The 16,657-nt window shown below is 73.4% G+C and carries 17 protein-coding genes; 9 read left to right on the forward strand and 8 right to left on the reverse strand.

Annotated features, from left to right (window positions below; translation table 11 throughout):
- Window positions 1-37 precede the first annotated feature (37 nt).
- The 3 genes from ABT232_RS15700 to ABT232_RS15710 form a co-directional block, all read right to left on the reverse strand.
- Complete coding sequence (locus tag ABT232_RS15700; RefSeq protein ID WP_351840449.1) at window positions 38-841, reverse strand: hypothetical protein; 804 nt, start codon at window positions 839-841, stop codon at window positions 38-40.
- The gene (locus ABT232_RS15705) at window positions 841-2,103 is read right to left on the reverse strand and encodes a VWA domain-containing protein (RefSeq protein ID WP_351840450.1); all 1,263 of its coding nucleotides are present in this window, start codon (window positions 2,101-2,103) and stop codon (window positions 841-843) included. Before ABT232_RS15705 ends, ABT232_RS15700 begins: the two co-directional genes overlap by 1 nt.
- 72 nt (window positions 2,104-2,175) lie before the next feature.
- Window positions 2,176-3,663: an IucA/IucC family protein gene (locus tag ABT232_RS15710; RefSeq protein WP_351840451.1), complete on the reverse strand. Its 1,488-nt coding sequence runs from the start codon at window positions 3,661-3,663 to the stop codon at window positions 2,176-2,178.
- Window positions 3,664-3,761: 98 nt separating this feature from the next.
- On the opposite strand from ABT232_RS15710, the gene ABT232_RS15715 reads away from it, so the two are divergent.
- Genes ABT232_RS15715 through ABT232_RS15725 form a run of 3 tightly spaced genes read left to right on the forward strand, consistent with a single transcriptional unit; the run spans window position 3,762 to window position 6,532 of the window.
- Complete coding sequence (locus tag ABT232_RS15715; RefSeq protein WP_450871638.1) at window positions 3,762-5,300, forward strand: IucA/IucC family protein; 1,539 nt, start codon at window positions 3,762-3,764, stop codon at window positions 5,298-5,300.
- A 42-nt stretch (window positions 5,301-5,342) separates the two neighbouring features.
- Window positions 5,343-6,257, forward strand: coding sequence for a HipA family kinase (locus ABT232_RS15720; RefSeq protein WP_351840452.1), 915 nt, complete (start codon window positions 5,343-5,345; stop codon window positions 6,255-6,257).
- Complete coding sequence (locus ABT232_RS15725; protein ID WP_351840453.1) at window positions 6,254-6,532, forward strand: Rdx family protein; 279 nt, start codon at window positions 6,254-6,256, stop codon at window positions 6,530-6,532. Before ABT232_RS15720 ends, ABT232_RS15725 begins: the two co-directional genes overlap by 4 nt.
- Before the next feature lie 17 nt (window positions 6,533-6,549).
- Here the strand turns inward: ABT232_RS15725 and aceB are convergent, their stop codons facing one another.
- The gene (gene aceB, locus ABT232_RS15730) at window positions 6,550-8,172 is read right to left on the reverse strand and encodes a malate synthase A (RefSeq protein ID WP_351840454.1); all 1,623 of its coding nucleotides are present in this window, start codon (window positions 8,170-8,172) and stop codon (window positions 6,550-6,552) included.
- Between the two features lie 184 nt (window positions 8,173-8,356).
- Window positions 8,357-8,956, reverse strand: a complete 600-nt coding sequence (locus ABT232_RS15735; RefSeq protein ID WP_351840455.1) for a nucleotidyltransferase family protein — start codon at window positions 8,954-8,956, stop codon at window positions 8,357-8,359.
- A 184-nt stretch (window positions 8,957-9,140) separates the two neighbouring features.
- Between ABT232_RS15735 and ABT232_RS15740 the strand changes: the two genes are divergently transcribed.
- The gene (locus ABT232_RS15740) at window positions 9,141-9,455 is read left to right on the forward strand and encodes a DUF5955 family protein (protein ID WP_351840456.1); all 315 of its coding nucleotides are present in this window, start codon (window positions 9,141-9,143) and stop codon (window positions 9,453-9,455) included.
- A 74-nt stretch (window positions 9,456-9,529) separates the two neighbouring features.
- Here the strand turns inward: ABT232_RS15740 and ABT232_RS15745 are convergent, their stop codons facing one another.
- On the reverse strand, window positions 9,530-10,330 hold the full coding sequence (locus ABT232_RS15745; protein ID WP_351840457.1) for an IclR family transcriptional regulator: 801 nt from the start codon (window positions 10,328-10,330) through the stop codon (window positions 9,530-9,532).
- 263 nt (window positions 10,331-10,593) lie between these two features.
- Here ABT232_RS15745 and allB point away from each other — a divergent pair, with 263 nt between their 5' ends.
- Both allB and alc read left to right on the forward strand, forming a co-directional pair.
- Entirely contained in the window at window positions 10,594-11,931 is a 1,338-nt protein-coding gene (allB, locus tag ABT232_RS15750) for an allantoinase AllB (protein WP_351840458.1), read from the forward strand.
- 51 nt (window positions 11,932-11,982) lie between these two features.
- A complete protein-coding gene (gene alc / locus ABT232_RS15755) occupies window positions 11,983-13,098 on the forward strand; it encodes an allantoicase (RefSeq protein WP_351840459.1) in 1,116 nt (371 codons plus the stop codon).
- Between the two features lie 152 nt (window positions 13,099-13,250).
- On the opposite strand, the gene ABT232_RS15760 is transcribed toward alc, so the two are convergent.
- The gene (locus tag ABT232_RS15760; protein WP_351840460.1) at window positions 13,251-14,000 is read right to left on the reverse strand and encodes an SDR family NAD(P)-dependent oxidoreductase; all 750 of its coding nucleotides are present in this window, start codon (window positions 13,998-14,000) and stop codon (window positions 13,251-13,253) included.
- Window positions 14,001-14,167: 167 nt separating this feature from the next.
- Here ABT232_RS15760 and ABT232_RS15765 point away from each other — a divergent pair, with 167 nt between their 5' ends.
- Window positions 14,168-14,794, forward strand: coding sequence for a dihydrofolate reductase family protein (locus ABT232_RS15765; protein WP_351840461.1), 627 nt, complete (start codon window positions 14,168-14,170; stop codon window positions 14,792-14,794).
- 35 nt (window positions 14,795-14,829) lie between these two features.
- On the opposite strand, the gene ABT232_RS15770 is transcribed toward ABT232_RS15765, so the two are convergent.
- On the reverse strand, window positions 14,830-15,105 hold the full coding sequence (locus ABT232_RS15770) for a DUF3253 domain-containing protein (RefSeq protein WP_351840462.1): 276 nt from the start codon (window positions 15,103-15,105) through the stop codon (window positions 14,830-14,832).
- A 161-nt stretch (window positions 15,106-15,266) separates the two neighbouring features.
- Between ABT232_RS15770 and ABT232_RS15775 the strand changes: the two genes are divergently transcribed.
- Together ABT232_RS15775 and ABT232_RS15780 are read left to right on the forward strand one after the other, a co-directional pair.
- Entirely contained in the window at window positions 15,267-16,172 is a 906-nt protein-coding gene (locus tag ABT232_RS15775; RefSeq protein ID WP_351840463.1) for a DMT family transporter, read from the forward strand.
- A gap of 85 nt (window positions 16,173-16,257) precedes the next feature.
- The gene (locus ABT232_RS15780; protein ID WP_351840464.1) at window positions 16,258-16,653 is read left to right on the forward strand and encodes a guanyl-specific ribonuclease; all 396 of its coding nucleotides are present in this window, start codon (window positions 16,258-16,260) and stop codon (window positions 16,651-16,653) included.
- Window positions 16,654-16,657 lie beyond the last annotated feature (4 nt).

The following is a 16,657-nucleotide window of genomic DNA, read 5'->3' on the forward strand; positions in this document are numbered from 1 at the left end:
GGCCCTCTCTCCGGGGGTCACCTGTGACCCGTGACCGTCACGCCGTCGGCGGAACCCTCGGCGGGCGGCCCGAGCCGCGGGTCAGGGCGTAGCCGCCGATCCCGGCCAGCGCGGCCAGCACGCCGCCGATCGCCGTCCACACCCAGCGGTCGGACCACCAGCCGGAGGACCAGCCGTCCTCCGGCTCGATGCTGGAGAGCACCGCCGAGGACGTGTCCTCGTCGGACGCGTCGGATTCCTCGTCCGCCGCGTTCGTCACCGCGATGCCCGGCACCAGCGGTTCGTCCAGCGAGCCGTCGACCGCCGCCGCGCCGCCCATGTCCTCGGAGTCCACCCGCAGTTCGGCGCCGACCGGCAGACCGAGGTCGCCGGTGGGCAGGCCGACGGCGGTGAGCCGGACGTAGTAGGTGCCCGGCAGCGGGTCGTTCGCCCACGGCTCCGACCACGCCCGAACCGTGCGCAGCACACACGCCAGTTCGACGGTGCCGGTGTCCGCCGCGGCGGTGCGGGTCTGCGCGCCCCACTGGCAGGCCTGGCGGCGCCGCAGACCGTCGTACACGTCGATCTGCCAGGTCTGGGCCGTGTGCGCCTCGGGCAGCTTCACCGTGGCGCGCACGGTCGGCCGCTGTCCGGCGTCGGCCGGGAACGACCAGTACAGGTAGTCGCCGGCGGAGGCGTCCGCGGTGGCGGTCCGCCCCTGCTCGATCTCGGTGGCGGTACGGAAGGACGTGCCCGCCGCCGTGGGCGCCTCGGCGCCGTCCTCGGAGCCGTCCGCGGCCGCGGGAGCCGCGGCCAGGCCCAGCGTCAGCAGCGCCGCGCCGATCACTCGGGAAACACGCATCAGTTGGTCCTCCAGACCGCGATCCGCCAGCGCGACACCCAGCCCCACACCACACCGGCCAGGAAGCCGGCCACGATCAGCGCGCCCAGCAGCCACCAGCCGCGGCCCAGGCCGAAGGAGGCCACGTCGTCCGCGTCGCCCGGCCCGTCGACGACGTCGAGGGTCAGCTCCACCGGCAGACCCGGCGTGGTCTTCACCCCGGCGCCCGGCGCGAAGGAGTTGGTCAGCTGGAGGCAGACGGCCTCGGCGGGCGCGTCGTCCTCGTCGGTCTCGGGCTTCGGGTAGCGCAGCCCCGCGGAGATCACATCCGTACGGCCGTGGCCCGCCGCCTCACCGCGCACGATCTCGCGTCCGTGCACCGTGACCGCCCGCAGCAGCACCCCGTAGTCGGGGTCCACCGCGCGGTCCGCGGCCACGCTCACCGAGGCGCGCAGTTCCTGGCCGGGCAGCAGGTCGACCCGGTACCAGCGCTGCTCGCCGAACTCCTCGCGGTCGGTGTACAGGCCGGACTTCAGCGTCGGCGCCTCGGCGCACTCCGCGCCGCCCTCGGTGGCCACCGGAGTGACCACGGGGTCCGCCGCGCGGTCCACCAACTGGTTGACGCGGTCGGCGAGATCGTCGGTGTGCTCGACCGAGGTGTAGGTGCCGCCGGTCGCCTCGGCGATACAGCTGAGCTGCTGCCGCATCTTGGTGTTGGGCACCAGGCCGAGGGTGTCGATGGTCAGGCCGATGCCCTTGGCCGCTATCTCGCGGGCCACCTCGCACGGGTCGAGCGGGGCACAGGTGTCCTCGCCGTCGCTGATCAGCACGATCCGCTTGGAACCGGTGCCGCCCTCCAGGTCGTCGGCCGCCTTCAGCAGCGCCGGGCCGATCGGCGTCCAGCCGGTCGGCACCAGGGTGGCGACGGCCGTCTTGGCCTCGGTGCGGTCCAGCGGGCCGACCGGGTAGAGCTGCGCGGTGTCCCGGCAGCCCCGCTTCTGGTCGTCGCCGGGATAGTCGGCGCCCAGCGTGCGGATGCCGAGCTGGACCTCCTCCGGAGTGGCGTCCAGCACCTCGTTGAACGCCTGCTTCGCCGCGGCCATCCGGGACTGGCCGTCGATGTCGCGGGTGCGCATCGAACCGCTGACGTCCAGAACGAGGTTGACCTTGGGCTGTGCGGCCGTGGTCTCGTCGGCGAGCGCCGTGGACGGCAGGGCGATGCCCGCCGTCAGCGCGGCGAACAGGACACTCACGCCTGCCGCCAGCCGTCTAGTTGTGATCATCGGCGGATCCTATTGATCCAGGGCGCCCGGCTCCAAAAACCGGCCGTCACCACCAGCCGTCACCACCAGCCGTCACAGCAGCGGATTGGGCAGCTCCGCCCACTGGTCGCCCGGCGTCCCCGGCGACAGCCGCATCAGCGTCAGCGCCTTCACCGGCAGCGGCTCACCGAGCAGCGCCGCCCGGTCCACGGTGTCCGGCAGCTCGTCCGCGACGCTCTCCAGCGCCGCCCGCAGCGCCGCCGCCGAACCCGCCGCACCGGCCAGCGCACCGCCCACCAGCGAGCCGAACACCTTGCGCCGCAGGGCCGTCACCTCGTCGGTGAGGATGCGCCGCGGCAGCTCCGGCGGCAGCGCGACACCGTGCCGGGCCAGCCGGGCCGGGCCGACCCTGATGTCGGCGAGGTCGCGGTAGACCAGCCGCAGCGGTGCGCCCGACGCGGAGAGCACCACGAGCAGGTTCTGGCCGTGCGCCTCCAGCGCCACACCGCGCTCCAGCAGCCGCAGCCCCACGGTGAGCGCGATCCTGGCCAGCTCCGCCAGCCAGCCGGGGTCCCGGGGCAGCCCGGTGCCGGCCAGGGCGGCCACCGGCACCACCCGCTCACCGTCCGCCGCGTACACCTCGGGGGACTCCCGCAGCACGGCCGCCAGCTCGGGGGAGCCGTCGGTGACCGCGCCGAGGGTGCGGGTGAAGTGCACCTGCGCATCGGCCAGTTCCTCCGCGAACGCCGACAGCGCCATCGCGGCGGTCACCGACCCGACCGAGATGTCCCGCACCGACGACGTGAGCCGGGCGCTCAGGGCGGTCTTCACATGCGGTCCGCCAGGCAGCGCCAGGGTGCGCAGCGACATCAGCGGATGCGCGGGCAGCCGCTGTTCGCCCGACCGCTTCAGCACATGCGTCTCCTGCCACGGGTGCACCGGCATCAGCACCCGCGCCCCGTCCCGCCACGCCGCGGGCCAGCCGCCCGTCACCCGGCACGCCGCGGCCGGCACCGGCACCAGCCCCAGATCCACCACCGGCCGGTGCTCGGGCGCGTACGCCAGCTGCTCGGCCACCGTGAAACCGGGCCGCGCCCGGCAGTTGGGGTGGAAGGGATGTCCGTCCACCACCCGCTGCTCCCACTCCCAGTCCCGCCCGGGCCAGTCCTCGGGACCGGCCGGCTGCCCGGCCCGCGACAGCGCCGACGAGGCCACGCTGTGCCCCAGTTCCCGCGCCAGCTCCGCGCCGTGCGGCACCGCGAGGTCCGCCATCAGCCGCGCCGGGTCGTCGTACGCCCGGCCGTCCAGCCGTACGACGGTGACGTACGCGGCGGTCGCGTACGGGTCCGGCACCGGGCCGTGCAGCCGGCGGCCGTCGCGCAGCCGCAGCACCCACCCGTCCCCGGCCGCCGCCCGGCTCCCGATCCACGGCAGCGGCTCATGGGTGAGCGCACGCCACAGCCGGGTCAGCACGGCCGCCCGCGCGCCGGGGAGTTCGGCCGCGTACCGCTCGACGAGGTCCGGACGCAGCGCGGCCAGCTCGTCGGCGACCTCGGCCTCGGCGGTGGGGGATGGGTGCACGGTCGGGTCCTTTCGTACGGGTAGGGCGGAAAGGCGCGGTCACGGCGGGCCGTGACGGCGGCGATACTGATCGTCTCCGTACGAACCGTAGAGAACGAGTGAATCGCGTGGACCTCCTGCCCCCGCCCGCCGACCGCGACGCCGAGGCCCGAGCCGACGCCGACGCGGCGGCCGGTGCCGACGTCGCCGAGCGGGCCGACGCCTGCGCGGCCGCGCCGCTGCTCAACTGCCTGCTGCGCGAGGTCGCCCGGCCGGTGGAGGGCGAGCCGGGGGTCCACCGGCTGCCCGGCAGCGGGCGGCTGCTGCGGGTGCGCGGCGGCAGACGGCCCGTCGCGCCCGAGGTGCGCGCGGACGGCGGCTGGCAGCGGCTCGACCATCCCGGACTGGTCGCGCTGGTCGCCGAGGAACTGCGCGCGTACACCGGCCTGCCCAACCACGAACTGCCCGCCGAGATGACCGACAGCCGCGACGCCGTCGCCGCGCTGCTCACCGCCAGGGCCCGCGCCACCTCGCCCGGCGACCCGTATCTGCGCTCCGAGCAGTGCCTGCTCACCGGCCACCCCCACCACCCGGCGCCCAAGGCGCGCGGCGGCGGCCCCGTGACGAGCTGGCTGCCCTACGCCCCCGAGGCGCACGCCCGGTTCCCGCTGACCCTGCTCGGGCTGCGCGAGGACGCCGTGGCCGAGGAGGGCGACTGCTCCGCGCTCGACGCCCTCGGCACCGCCCCGCCCGGCTACCGCCTGCTGCCCGCCCACCCCTGGCAGCTCGACCTCGTGGGCCCCGCCCTCGACGCCGCCTTCGCCGACGGCCGGCTGATCCGGCTCGGCAGCACCGACTTCGACACCTGGCCGACGGCCGCGATCCGCACGGTGTACGAGCCCGGGCGGGATCTTTTCCTTAAGTTCAGCCTGGACGTGCGCATCACCAACGACATCCGCCGGCTGTGGCGCCACGACCTGCTCAAACTGCGCCGCGCGGACGCCGCCGTCACCCGGGCCTTCGCCGCCGGCCCCGGTGCCTGGCTGAGCGACCGCGGCTACCGCACGGCCGACTTCGCCTTCGAGGAACTGGCCGTCCTGGTCCGCGACGGCTTCGCCGGCCGGGTGCCGCCCGGCGCGACACCGCTGCTCGCCGCCGGCCTCGTCGAGGGCTTCGGGGACAGCCCGCTGGACCGCCTCACCGACCCGGCGGCCTGGTGGAGGGCGTATCTGCGGGCCGTCGTCCCGCCCGCCCTGGCGGCCTTCACCGACCACGGCGTCGTCCTGGAGGCGCATCTGCAGAACACGCTGGTCGCGGTCGACGCCGACGGCATGCCGGTGCGGGCGCTGTTCCGGGACGCGGAGGGCGTGAAACTGCTGACGGACGTGGACCGCGCCGCGGGCTGGGAGCGGCTGGTGTACTGCCTGCTCGTCAACCACCTGTGGGAACTCGCCGACGCGCTCACCGAACGCCACCCCGGCCTCGACCCCTGGCCCGCCGTCCGCGACGAACTGACCCGGCACCCCCTCCCCGAGATCCCCGCCCTCCTCACCGCCCCCACCCTCCCCGGCAAGACCAACCTCCTCCTGCGCTGGACCGGCGCGGACGGCGCCGACGCCCGCTACCTGCCCCTGCCGAACCCGCTGGCGGCCGTCTGACCGCCGATCACCACACCGCCGGCCTGGCATACCCTGGCGGATGTGCTGCGCGACGTGACTGCTGTTCGATACGTGACCCCGCTGCGGTCCGGCGGCTCCGTCCCCGGAGTCGTGGAGGCCGACGACGAGGGCACCTACGTCGTGAAGTTCACCGGCTCCGCCCAGGGCCGCAAGGCACTGGTCGCCGAGGTGATCGTCGGGGAGCTGGCGCGGGCGCTGGGGCTGCGGTTCCCGGAGCTGGTGCTGGTGCGGTTCGACCCGGTGATCGCCGCGCACGAGCCGCACCAGGAGGTGCGCGAGCTGCACGAGGCCAGCGCGGGCGTCAACCTCGGGATGGACTATCTGTCCGGCGGGCGGGACTTCACGCCCGAGCTCGCCGAGGTCTTCCCCGTCGACCCGGTGGAGGCCGGCCGGATCGTCTGGCTGGACGCGCTCACCGTGAACGTCGACCGCACCGTGCACAGCTCCAACCTGATGGTGTGGCCGACGCTCGGCGTCGCGCCGCCGCGGCTGTGGCTGATCGACCACGGCGCCGCGCTCGTCTTCCACCACCGCTGGGGCACCACCGACCCGGCGAAGGCCTACGACTTCCGGCACCACGCCCTCGGCCGGTACGGGCCGGACGTCCGCGCCGCCGACGCCGCGCTGCGGCCGAAGGTCACCGAGGAACTGCTGCGGGCCATCACCGACGAGGTCCCGGACGCCTGGCTGGCCGACGAGCCCGGCTTCGGCACGCCCGACGAGGTGCGCCGGGCCTATGTGGACTTCCTGTACGCACGCGTGCGGGCCTCCGAGGCCTGGCTGCCCACCGATTTCCCCAGCCGCGCGGAACTGGCCGCCGAGAACGCCCGGCGCGCGGCGAAGACCCAGCAGGGCCGTCCGGACTGGCTGAAGCGGGTGCCCGACCTGCACGGCAAGCCGGCGGCGGAACAGGATTGGTCGGTGCATCTGGGATGACGTCCGAGACGCGGCGGGTGGAGATCGAGTACTGCACCCAGTGCCGCTGGCTGCCCCGCGCGGCCTGGCTGGCGCAGGAGCTGCTGACGACCTTCGAGGCCGAGCTGACCGAGCTGGCGCTCAAGCCGGGCAAGGGCGGCGTGTTCGTCGTCCGGGTCGGCGACGAGGTGGTCTGGGACCGCCGCGAGCAGGGCTTCCCGGAGCCGACGGCGGTGAAGAGGGCCGTACGCGACCGAGTGGCCCCGGGGAAGACCCTGGGCCACTCGGAGCGCTAGCGGCCGGCGCCGGGCGGTCAGCCCTTGAGCTGCTCGTACGCCGGCAGGGTGAGGAAGTCGGCGTAGTCCGTGTCGAGGGAGACCGTCAGCAGCAGGTCGTGGGCCTGCTGCCAGTGGCCGGCGGCGAACGCCTCGTCGCCGAGCTCGGCGCGGATGTTCGCCAGCTCCTCGGCGGCGACCTTGCGGGCCAGCTCGGCGGTGACCTGCTCGCCGTTGTCGAGGACGACCTCGGCGTTGATCCACTGCCAGATCTGCGAGCGGGAGATCTCGGCGGTGGCCGCGTCCTCCATCAGGTTGAAGATCGCGACCGCGCCGAGCCCGCGCAGCCAGGCCTCGATGTACCGGATGCCGACCTGGACGGCGTTGACCAGGCCCGCGTACGTCGGCTTGGCGTCCAGCGAGTCGACGGCGATCAGGTCGGCCGCCTTGACGTCGACGTCCTCGCGCAGCCGGTCCTTCTGGTGGGGCTTGTCGCCGAGGACCCGGTCGAAGGACTCCATGGCGATCGGCACCAGGTCGGGGTGGGCGACCCAGGAGCCGTCGAAGCCGTCGTTCGCCTCGCGGTCCTTGTCGGCGCGGACCTTCTCGAAGGCGACCTTGTTGACCTCGGCGTCCCGGCGGGACGGGATGAACGCCGCCATGCCGCCGATCGCGTGCGCGCCGCGCTTGTGGCAGGTGCGCACGAGGAGTTCGGTGTAGGCCCGCATGAACGGGGCGGTCATGGTGACCGCGTTGCGGTCCGGCAGGACGAACCTGGCACCGCCGTCGCGGAAGTTCTTCACGATGGAGAACAGGTAGTCCCAGCGGCCGGCGTTCAGCCCGGAGGCGTGGTCGCGCAGCTCGTAGAGGATCTCCTCCATCTCGTACGCCGCAGTGATCGTCTCGATCAGCACGGTGGCGCGGACGGTGCCCCGCGGGATGCCGACGTAGTCCTGCGCGAAGACGAACACGTCGTTCCAGAGGCGGGCCTCCAGGTGCGACTCGGTCTTCGGCAGGTAGAAGTACGGGCCCTTTCCGAGGTCGAGCAGCCGCTGGGCGTTGTGGAAGAAATACAGGCCGAAGTCGACGAAGGCGCCGGGGACCGGCCGGCCGTCGACCACCAGGTGGCGCTCGTCCAGGTGCCAGCCGCGCGGACGCATGACGACGGTCGCCAGCTCCTCGTTCGGCCGCAGGGCGTACGACTTGCCGGTGCGCTCGTCGGTGAAGTCGATGGCGCGGGTGTAGGCGTCGATCAGGTTGAGCTGGCCGAGGACGACGTTCTCCCAGGTGGGTGCGGAGGCGTCCTCGAAGTCCGCGAGCCAGACCCTGGCGCCCGAGTTGAGGGCGTTGACGGTCATCTTGCGGTCGGTGGGGCCGGTGATCTCGACGCGGCGGTCGTTCAGGGCGGCCGGAGCGGGGGCGACCCGCCAGGAGTCGTCCGCGCGGATCGCGGCCGTCTCGGGCAGGAAGTCGAGCGTGGAGGTGCGGGCGATCTCGGCGCGGCGCTCGGCCCGGCGGGCGAGGAGTTCGTCGCGGCGCGGCGTGAACCGCCGGTGCAGCTCTGCCACGAAGGCGAGCGCCGCGTCGGTGAGGACCTCGTCCTGCCGGGGCAGGGGCTCGGCGTCGACGATGGCCAGCGGGGACGGCGCTGGTGCGGACATGAGCTGTCACTTCCTTCAGCGGTGGCACCGGGTGCCAAGGGGCACGTACGGGAGATATCGCACCCGCTGTGCGGTCGGGTGCTTCTGGTCAGTGGATATTAGTTTCCTCATTGTGGAACTTCAATGGTTTGTTGATGTCGAGATTCTCTGAGTCGAGGCAAGGTGGCGCCCGGTGCCACCCCGCTCACTCAAGGTGGACCAGATCGGCCTCCGTGTCGATGTCGTAGTCCCGCGCCACGTCACCGCACTCCACCAGTCGGATCCCGGCCTCGTGCGCCTTCAGGTACGCCCGCGCTCCCCGGTCGCCGGTCGCGGTCGCCGCGATCCCCGCCCAGTGCGCCGCGCCGAACAGCACCGGGTGGCCGCGTACCCCGTCGTAGGCGGCCGAGACCAGCGAGGACTCGTCCGTGTACGCGGCCAGCACGCGCGCCACCGCCGCCGGCCCGATGCCGGGCTGGTCCACCAGTGACACCAGCGCCGCCCGCGCCGGCGTCCCGGCCAGCGAGGCCAGCCCGGCCCGCAGCGAGCTGCCCATGCCCTGCTCCCACTCCGGGTTGTCCACCAGCACGCACCCGGGCAGCTCCGCCTGCTCCCGTACGGCGTCGGCGCGCGCCCCGAGCACCACATGGACCCGGTCGCAGCCGGCCGTTCGCAGCACTCCCACCGCGTACTCGACGAGCGGCCGCCCGCGATGGGGGAGCAGCGCCTTGGGGCGTCCGCCGAGCCGCCGCCCCCCGCCCGCCGCGAGAAGCACTCCTGCCACTTGGTCCTCTGTGTGGGTCATGGATCCTGCATACCGGACACAGGGGCGAGAGGGCGGTCTCGGCGGACTGAATTTCGGTCCTCTCGGTAGCGCCGGCGCACGGGGTGGCGTTTACTGGCCCGCATCCCGGCGCCCGGCTCGAATCCGGGGGCGCACAGGGGGAGTGAACGGGACCGGGCGCAAGGGCGTGCCAGGGGGGAGAGCTGTGTTGCGGAGCTTGGGGCAGAGGCCAGTGACCGGCAGCGGTGAGGACCCGAGGGTGGCGGAACTGCGGACCGCCGTGTCCCGGCTGCGCCGTGAACTGGCCGCGCATCCGGCCGAGTTCCCGGACCGGGCGGTCGCCGAGGACGAACTCGCCGCGCTCGCCGCGATGGCCGTCGGCGGCGCCCCGGAGATTCCCCGGTTACGCCGCTCGCTGCTGCTGATCGCCGGTGCGATCGGGTCGGTCAGCGCGTTGTCGCGGGGACTGGCCGGCGTGCGGGACGCGGTGGAGCTGTTCGGCCCGCCGCCCCGGAACTGACGGAATGCGAACAGCCCCCGGGCCGGTGCGGCCGGGGGCTGTTCGGTGTGCGCCGGAAGGGTGGGGGCGCGGGCTCAGGCGCTCGTGCCCGAGCTGGCCAGCGCCGCCGAGAGCTCGACCGCCACCTGCTGGAGCATCGGCACGATCCGCTCGGTCGCCGCCTCGGTGACCCGGCCCGCCGGGCCCGAGATCGAGATCGCGGCGGTGGTGGGGGAGTCCGGCACCGACACCGCGAGGCAGCGCACCCCGATCTCCTGCTCGTTGTCGTCCACCGCGTACCCGAGCCGGCGTACGTCGTCCAGGGCGGCCAGGAAGCCGTCGGCCGTGGTGATCGTCTTGTCGGTCGCCGCGGGCATGCCGGTACGGGCGAGCAGCGCGCGCACCTCGTCGTCCGGGAAGCTCGCCAGCAGTGCCTTGCCGACACCGGTGGAGTGCGGCAGGACGCGCCGGCCGACCTCGGTGAACATGCGCATCGAGTGCTTGGACGGCACCTGCGCCACGTAGACGATCTCGTCACCGTCGAGCAGTGCCATGTTCGCCGTCTCGCCGGTCTCCTCCACCAGGCGGGCCAGGTACGGACGGGCCCAGGTGCCCAGCAGGCGCGAGGCGGACTCGCCGAGGCGGATCAGCCGGGGGCCGAGGGCGTAGCGGCGGTTGGGCTGCTGGCGGACGTAGCCGCAGGCGACCAGGGTGCGCATCAGGCGGTGGATGGTCGGCAGCGGCAGGCCGCTGCTCGCGGAGAGTTCGCTGAGCCCCACCTCGCCGCCCGCGTCCGCCATCCGTTCCAGCAGGTCGAAGGCGCGCTCGAGGGACTGGACTCCACCGCCGCCCGCGGCCTTGGCGGAGTCGGTGGTGCTGGCGCTGGACGTCGGCACGGCGCGTTCCTTTCGGGGCTGACTGGAAGGGCAGAAGCCTACCCGGCGGTCGGTTGACTCCTCGCTTGTGCGTAGCTACGTTCTGCCTGCTGGAATTCTAATTCCGCTTTGTGGAAACATCCAGAGCGGGCGCCGAGGGTGCACCGTGGTGAGTGTGCCCCTTGACGGCGCGACGGCGGGAGTGAAGACTCCGAGGCAGCTTCAACAGAGTGTTGAATTTCGTTACGTGGAAGTAAACCTCGGCGACGAAGAGAGGGGTCCGGGTGTCCGACGCTGAACTGGTACTGCGCTCGACACGCGTCATCACGCCCGAGGGGACGCGCGCCGCCACGGTCGCGGTCGCCCGGGGCACGATCACGGCCGTCCTGCCGTACGACGCACCGGTGCCGGACGGCGCCCGGGTGGAGGACCTCGGCGACGACGTCCTGCTGCCCGGTCTGGTCGACACCCACGTACACGTCAACGACCCCGGCCGCACCGAGTGGGAAGGCTTCTGGACCGCCACCCGCGCGGCCGCCGCCGGCGGCATCACCACCCTGGTCGACATGCCGCTCAACTCCCTCCCGCCGACCACCACCGTCGACAACCTGCGCGTCAAGCAGGAGGTCGCCCGGTCCAAGGCGCACATCGACGTCGGCTTCTGGGGCGGCGCCCTGCCCGACAACGTCAAGGACCTGCGCCCGCTGCACGAGGCCGGCGTCTACGGCTTCAAGGCCTTCCTCTCCCCGTCCGGCGTGGACGAGTTCCCGCACCTCGACCAGGACCAGCTGGCCCGGTCGCTGGCCGAGATCGCCGGCTTCGGCGGCCTGCTGATCGTGCACGCCGAGGACCCCCACCACCTCGCCGCAGCCCCGCAGCACGGCGGCCCCAAGTACGCCGACTTCCTCGCCAGCCGCCCGCGCGACGCCGAGGACACCGCCATCGCGGCGCTCATCGCCCAGGCCAAGCGCCTCGACGCGCGCGTGCACGTCCTGCACCTGTCCTCCAGCGACGCGCTGCCGCTGATCGCCGCCGCCCGCGCCGAAGGCGTCCGACTCACCGTGGAGACCTGCCCCCACTACCTCACCCTGACCGCCGAGGAAGTCCCGGACGGCGCCAGCGAGTTCAAGTGCTGCCCGCCGATCCGCGAGTCCGCCAATCAGGACCTGCTGTGGCAGGCGCTCGCCGACGGCACCATCGACTGCGTGGTCACCGACCACTCGCCGTCCACCGCCGACCTCAAGACCGACGACTTCGCCACCGCCTGGGGCGGCATCTCCGGCCTCCAGCTGAGCCTGCCCGCCGTCTGGACCGAGGCCCGCAGGCGCGGCCACGGCCTGGAGGACGTCGTCCGCTGGATGTCCACCAAGACCTCCGAACTCGTCGGACTCGGCCGCAAGGGCGCCATCGAGGCCGGCCGCGACGCCGACTTCGCGGTCCTCGCCCCCGACGAGACCTTCACCGTCGACCCGGCCGCCCTCCAGCACCGCAACCGGGTCACCGCCTACGCCGGCCGCACCCTCAGCGGCGTCGTGAAGTCCACCTGGCTGCGCGGCGAGCGCATCTACGCCCACGGCCGCTTCACCGACCCCGCCGGCCGGCTGCTCACCCGCACCCCCTGACCGCGCCCCGCACGAGCAGCGGCCGACTCCCGAGAGGAAGAACTGATCACCGTGACGGCGATACCCAGCTTCACCGGCGACGCGAACCCCTACGGAGGCGGTGACCCGTACGCGGACTACCGCACCGCCGACTTCCCCTTCACCCAGTACGCCAACCTCGCCGACCGGCAGCTCGGCGCCGGTGTCATCGCCGCCAACGACGAGTTCTTCGCCCAGCGGGAGAACCTGCTGGTGCCCGAGCGCGCCGAGTTCGACCCCGAGCACTTCGGGCACAAGGGCAAGGTCATGGACGGCTGGGAGACCCGGCGGCGCCGCGGCGTCTCCGCCGAACACCCCTGGCCGGCGGCCGACGACCACGACTGGGCGCTGATCCGGCTGGGCGCGCCCGGCGTCATCCGCGGCATCGTCGTCGACACCGCCCACTTCCGCGGCAACTACCCGCAGTCCGTCTCCGTCGAGGCCGCCTCCGTACCGGGCTCCCCGTCCCCGGAGGAACTGCTCTCCGACGACGTGAAGTGGACGACCCTGGTGCCGCGCACCCCGGTCGGCGGCCACGCGGCGAACGGCTTCGCCGTCGCCACGGAACAGCGCTTCACCCACCTGCGCGTCAACCAGCACCCCGACGGCGGCATCGCGCGGCTGCGGGTCCACGGCGAGGTCGTGCCCGACCCGGCATGGCTGGCGGTGCTCGGTGCCTTCGACGTCGTCGCGCTGGAGAACGGCGGCCAGGTCGAGGACGCCTCCAACCTCTTCTACTCGCCCGCCACCAACACCATCCAGCCGGGCCGCTCCCGCAAGATGGACGACGGCTGGGAGACCCGCCGCCGCCGCGACCAGGGCAACGACTGGATCCGCTACCGCCTGGTGTCGCAGTCCCAGATCCGCGCGATCGAGATCGACACCGCCTACCTCAAGGGCAACAGCGCGGGCTGGGCGTCGGTGTCCGTGAAGGACGGCGAGGACGGCGACTGGCGCCAGGTGCTGCCGCGCACCCGCCTCCAGCCCGACACCAACCACCGCTTCGTCCTGCCCGAGCCGGCCGTCGGCACCCACGCGCGCGTGGACATCTTCCCCGACGGCGGCATCTCCCGCCTGCGCCTCTTCGGCTCCCTCACGGAGGACGGCACCCAGCGCCTGACCGCCCGCCACCAGGAACTCGGCGGCTGACCTCTCCCCGAACCCGCGGGGCGCCCCGGCCTGACAGCACCGGGACGCCCCGCGAACGCGTCTCGGCCGGGGGCTGCGCGGGCTCCGCAGACCCGTCCGGCCCACCGCCGGGGAGCCGCAGGTCCGCGAGGCCGGGCGCGGTCCGGCCCGGTTCAGGCCGCGTGGCCCCCGTCCACCGAGAACTCCGCGCCGGTGACGTACGACGCGTGCGCGAGGTGGGCGATCGTCGCCGCGACCTCGTCGGCGGTGCCGAAGCGCCCGAGGGCGGTCAGGGCCGCCTGGCCGGGGGCGTAAGGCCCGTCGGCCGGGTTCATGTCGGTGTCGACGGGACCGGGGTGGACGATGTTCGCCGTGATGCCGCGCGGGCCCAGTTCGCGGGCCAGGGCCTTGGTCAGGCCGGTCAGGGCCGCCTTGCTCATGGTGTAGAGCGTGCCGCCGGGCCCCGGCACCCGCTGGGTCATACAGGTGCCGACGGTGATGATCCGGCCGCCGTCGGCCATCCGCGCGGCGGCCGCCTGCGACGCCAGGAACACCCCGCGCACATTCACCGCGAGCACCCGGTCGACATCGGCGAGCGTGAGGCCGTCCAGCGGCCCCAGCACTCCGATGCCCACGTTGTTCACCAGCACGTCGAGGCCACCCAGCGCCTCCGCCGCGCGCTCCACCGCTCCTGCCGCCTCCGCCGCGTCCGCGGAGTCCGCCCGCAGCGCCACCGCCCGCCGACCCCGCGCCTCGACGGCCCGTACGACGTCCTCGGCCGCCTCCTTGCCGTTGACGTAGGTGAGGGCGACGTCCGCGCCCTCCCGGGCGAGCCGCAGGGCCGTCGCCGCACCGATGCCGCGGCTGCCGCCGGTCACGAGAGCCACCTTGCCGATCAGGGTTCCTGTTCCTTGAGAAGTCATGGCTCCATCCCAGCCGCTGCGCCGGCCCGGCACCGGCGGTGAACGGACGTCGACCTCGCCCGGGGTCCCGGCCCGGTCCCCGTGCCGTCGACCGATGAGTTGCGGGGACCCACGGGGTCTGCCCTGATGACAGCAGACTCCTCGCACACCCACGAAAGGCATCCGCCATGGGCAAGCTGGTCTCCACCATCTTCGTCACCCTCGACGGCGTCTATCAGGCCCCGGGCGGCCCGCAGGAGGACACCCGCGACGGCTTCGAGCACGGCGGCTGGAGCTTCCCGTACGCCGACGAGGACTTCGGACGGTTCGTCGACGGGGTCTTCTCACGCGTCGGCGCCTTCCTGCTCGGCCGCCGGACGTACGACATCTTCGCCTCGTACTGGCCGAAGGTCACCGATCCCGGCAACCCGGTCGCCGGCCCGCTGAACCGGCTGCCGAAGTACGTCCCCTCGGCGACCCTCACCGACCCCGAGTGGTCCGGCACCACCGTGCTCCACGGCGACCTCGCCAAGGAGGTCACCGCGCTGAAGGAGCGCACCGACGGCGAGCTCCAGCTGCACGGCAGCGGGGCGCTCGCGCGGTCCCTGCTCGACCTCGGCGTCATCGACACCGTCCACCTGCTGACCTTCCCGGTCGTGCTCGGATCCGGCCGCCGCTTCTTCGCCGACGGCGCCGTCCCGACCGCCTTCCGGCACACCGGCGGCAGCGTCACGGGAGCCGGCGTCTCCATCCAGACGTACGACGTGTCCGGCCGTCCCGAGTACGGCACCTTCGAGCTTCCGGAGGACGCCTAGAGGGTCTCGCGGGTGCGCCGGACCCCGGCCGGCGGTCAGCCGCGTGCGCGACGGATGCGGATCGGTCCGCGCGCCGCGGTCTCCTCGACGGGCCGGCCGCCCTGGGTCACCTCGACCTCGCCGAGCGCCACCAGACGCCATGCCGCTCGGCGGACCGGCTCCATCAGCGCCCGCCAGCCTTCGTCATCACCCTCGTAGACATCGCGCGCCACGTCGGACGGACAGATCGAGGCCGTGTCGGCGCGGCGCTCCAGCAGGCTCTTGATGGCCCTCTCCAGCCGCTCGGCGAGCTCCGGGTCCGTTCGTGCCATGGCGTCAAGTGTGGCACCGCCCGAGCCCGACGGCGCCCGCGAGAGCGTGACCGGCCCGTCGGCCCGGGCCTGGCCGAAGATCCACCCTGCCGGTACGGTGATCGTCCCCGTGCGAGCCGCCGCCGTCTCCGCACCCCGACGGAGACGAAAGCCGCAGCCGTATGACCTCGATCGCCGTATCCGGCGCCCTCGCGCCGCGCCGTGCCTGGCTCACCGATCTGCCCGTCCTGCTGGTGGCGGTGGTGTGGGGCGGCAGCTATCTCGCCGCCAAGGACATCACCACCGCTCAGACGGTGCTGGCCGTCCTCGTGCTGCGGTTCGCGCTGGTGCTCCCGGTGCTGGTGGTCGCCGGCCGGCGCGCGCTGCGCGCCCTCACCGCCGCCCAGTGGCGCGGGGCCGCGCTGCTGGGACTGATCCTCAGCGGGATCTTCCTGCTGGAGACGTACGGCGTCGTGCACACCTCGGCGACCAACGCGGGCCTCATCATCAGCCTCACCATGATCTTCACCCCGCTCGCGGAGGCCGCGGTGACCCGGGTCCGGCCCGCGCGCGGCTTCCTCGCGGCGGCCGCCCTCTCGGTGCTCGGCGTCGTGCTGCTCACCCAGGGCGGCGGCTTCACCCGGCCCTCGCTCGGCGATCTGCTGATTCTGCTCGCGGCCCTCGCCCGCACCGTGCACGTGCTGGCCATGTCGCGGGTGAAGGCGGTCCAGGGCGCGCCCGCGCTGCCGCTGACCACGGTGCAGCTGGGCACCTCGGTGGTGGTGTTCGCGCTGCTGTCGGCGGGCGCCGACACCACGCCGTGGGGCACGGCGGCGGCGTTCGGGGCGCGCGAGTGGGCGGGGCTGCTGTTCCTGTCCGCGTTCTGCACGCTGTTCGCCTTCTTCGTGCAGATGTGGGCGGTGCGCCGGACCTCCCCGTCCCGGGTCAGTCTGCTGCTGGGCACCGAGCCGCTGTGGGCCGCCGCGGCCGGCATCGCGCTGGGCGGGGAGCGGCTGGGCGCGGTCGGGCTGGCGGGCGGCGCGCTGGTGCTGGCGGGGACGGCGTGGGGGCGCCGGGCGGCAGGTTAACTCCTCGAAAACTCCTGGGACTTCACGGGAAATTCGCTCCGCTTGTCATTGACATGCCATCGTCTACGCGCGTCATCATGGGCGCATGAGATTCCCCCCACGAACCTCTCGCATCGGCGCCGCTGCCGCCGTCCTGTCCGCCCTCCTCGTCGGCGGCACCGTCTCCGCCGCCCCCGCGGGCGCCGCCGCCCAGGCGGTCGGCAGCATCTGCTACAGCGACCTGCCCTCCCAGGCGTACGACACCCTGCGGCTGATCGAGCAGGGCGGCCCCTACCCGTACACCCAGGACGGCAGCGTCTTCCAGAACCGCGAGGGCATCCTGCCTAGCCGGACCACCGGCTACTACCACGAGTACACGGTCAAGACCCCGAACGTCTCCACGCGCGGCGCCCGGCGCATCGTCACCGGCGAGCAGTACCAGGAGGACTACTACACCGCCGACCACTACGCCTCGTTCGACCTGATCGACCACGACTGCTGAACGG

Source organism: Streptomyces sp. NPDC001532, from assembly GCF_040298625.1.
Classification (GTDB): domain Bacteria; phylum Actinomycetota; class Actinomycetes; order Streptomycetales; family Streptomycetaceae; genus Streptomyces.

Excerpts from the sequence above, each read along its gene's own strand:
- ABT232_RS15770 (WP_351840462.1), bottom strand. The coding sequence starts at position 15,105 with ATGGCACGAACGGACCCGGAGCTCGCCGAGCGGCTGGAGAGGGCCATC.
- ABT232_RS15780 (WP_351840464.1), top strand. The coding sequence starts at position 16,258 with ATGAGATTCCCCCCACGAACCTCTCGCATCGGCGCCGCTGCCGCCGTC.
- ABT232_RS15775 (WP_351840463.1), top strand. The coding sequence starts at position 15,267 with ATGACCTCGATCGCCGTATCCGGCGCCCTCGCGCCGCGCCGTGCCTGG.
- ABT232_RS15735 (WP_351840455.1), bottom strand. The coding sequence starts at position 8,956 with ATGACCCACACAGAGGACCAAGTGGCAGGAGTGCTTCTCGCGGCGGGC.
- ABT232_RS15765 (WP_351840461.1), top strand. The coding sequence starts at position 14,168 with ATGGGCAAGCTGGTCTCCACCATCTTCGTCACCCTCGACGGCGTCTAT.
- aceB (WP_351840454.1), bottom strand. The coding sequence starts at position 8,172 with ATGTCCGCACCAGCGCCGTCCCCGCTGGCCATCGTCGACGCCGAGCCC.
- ABT232_RS15760 (WP_351840460.1), bottom strand. The coding sequence starts at position 14,000 with ATGACTTCTCAAGGAACAGGAACCCTGATCGGCAAGGTGGCTCTCGTG.
- ABT232_RS15705 (WP_351840450.1), bottom strand. The coding sequence starts at position 2,103 with ATGATCACAACTAGACGGCTGGCGGCAGGCGTGAGTGTCCTGTTCGCC.
- ABT232_RS15700 (WP_351840449.1), bottom strand. The coding sequence starts at position 841 with ATGCGTGTTTCCCGAGTGATCGGCGCGGCGCTGCTGACGCTGGGCCTG.
- ABT232_RS15725 (WP_351840453.1), top strand. The coding sequence starts at position 6,254 with ATGACGTCCGAGACGCGGCGGGTGGAGATCGAGTACTGCACCCAGTGC.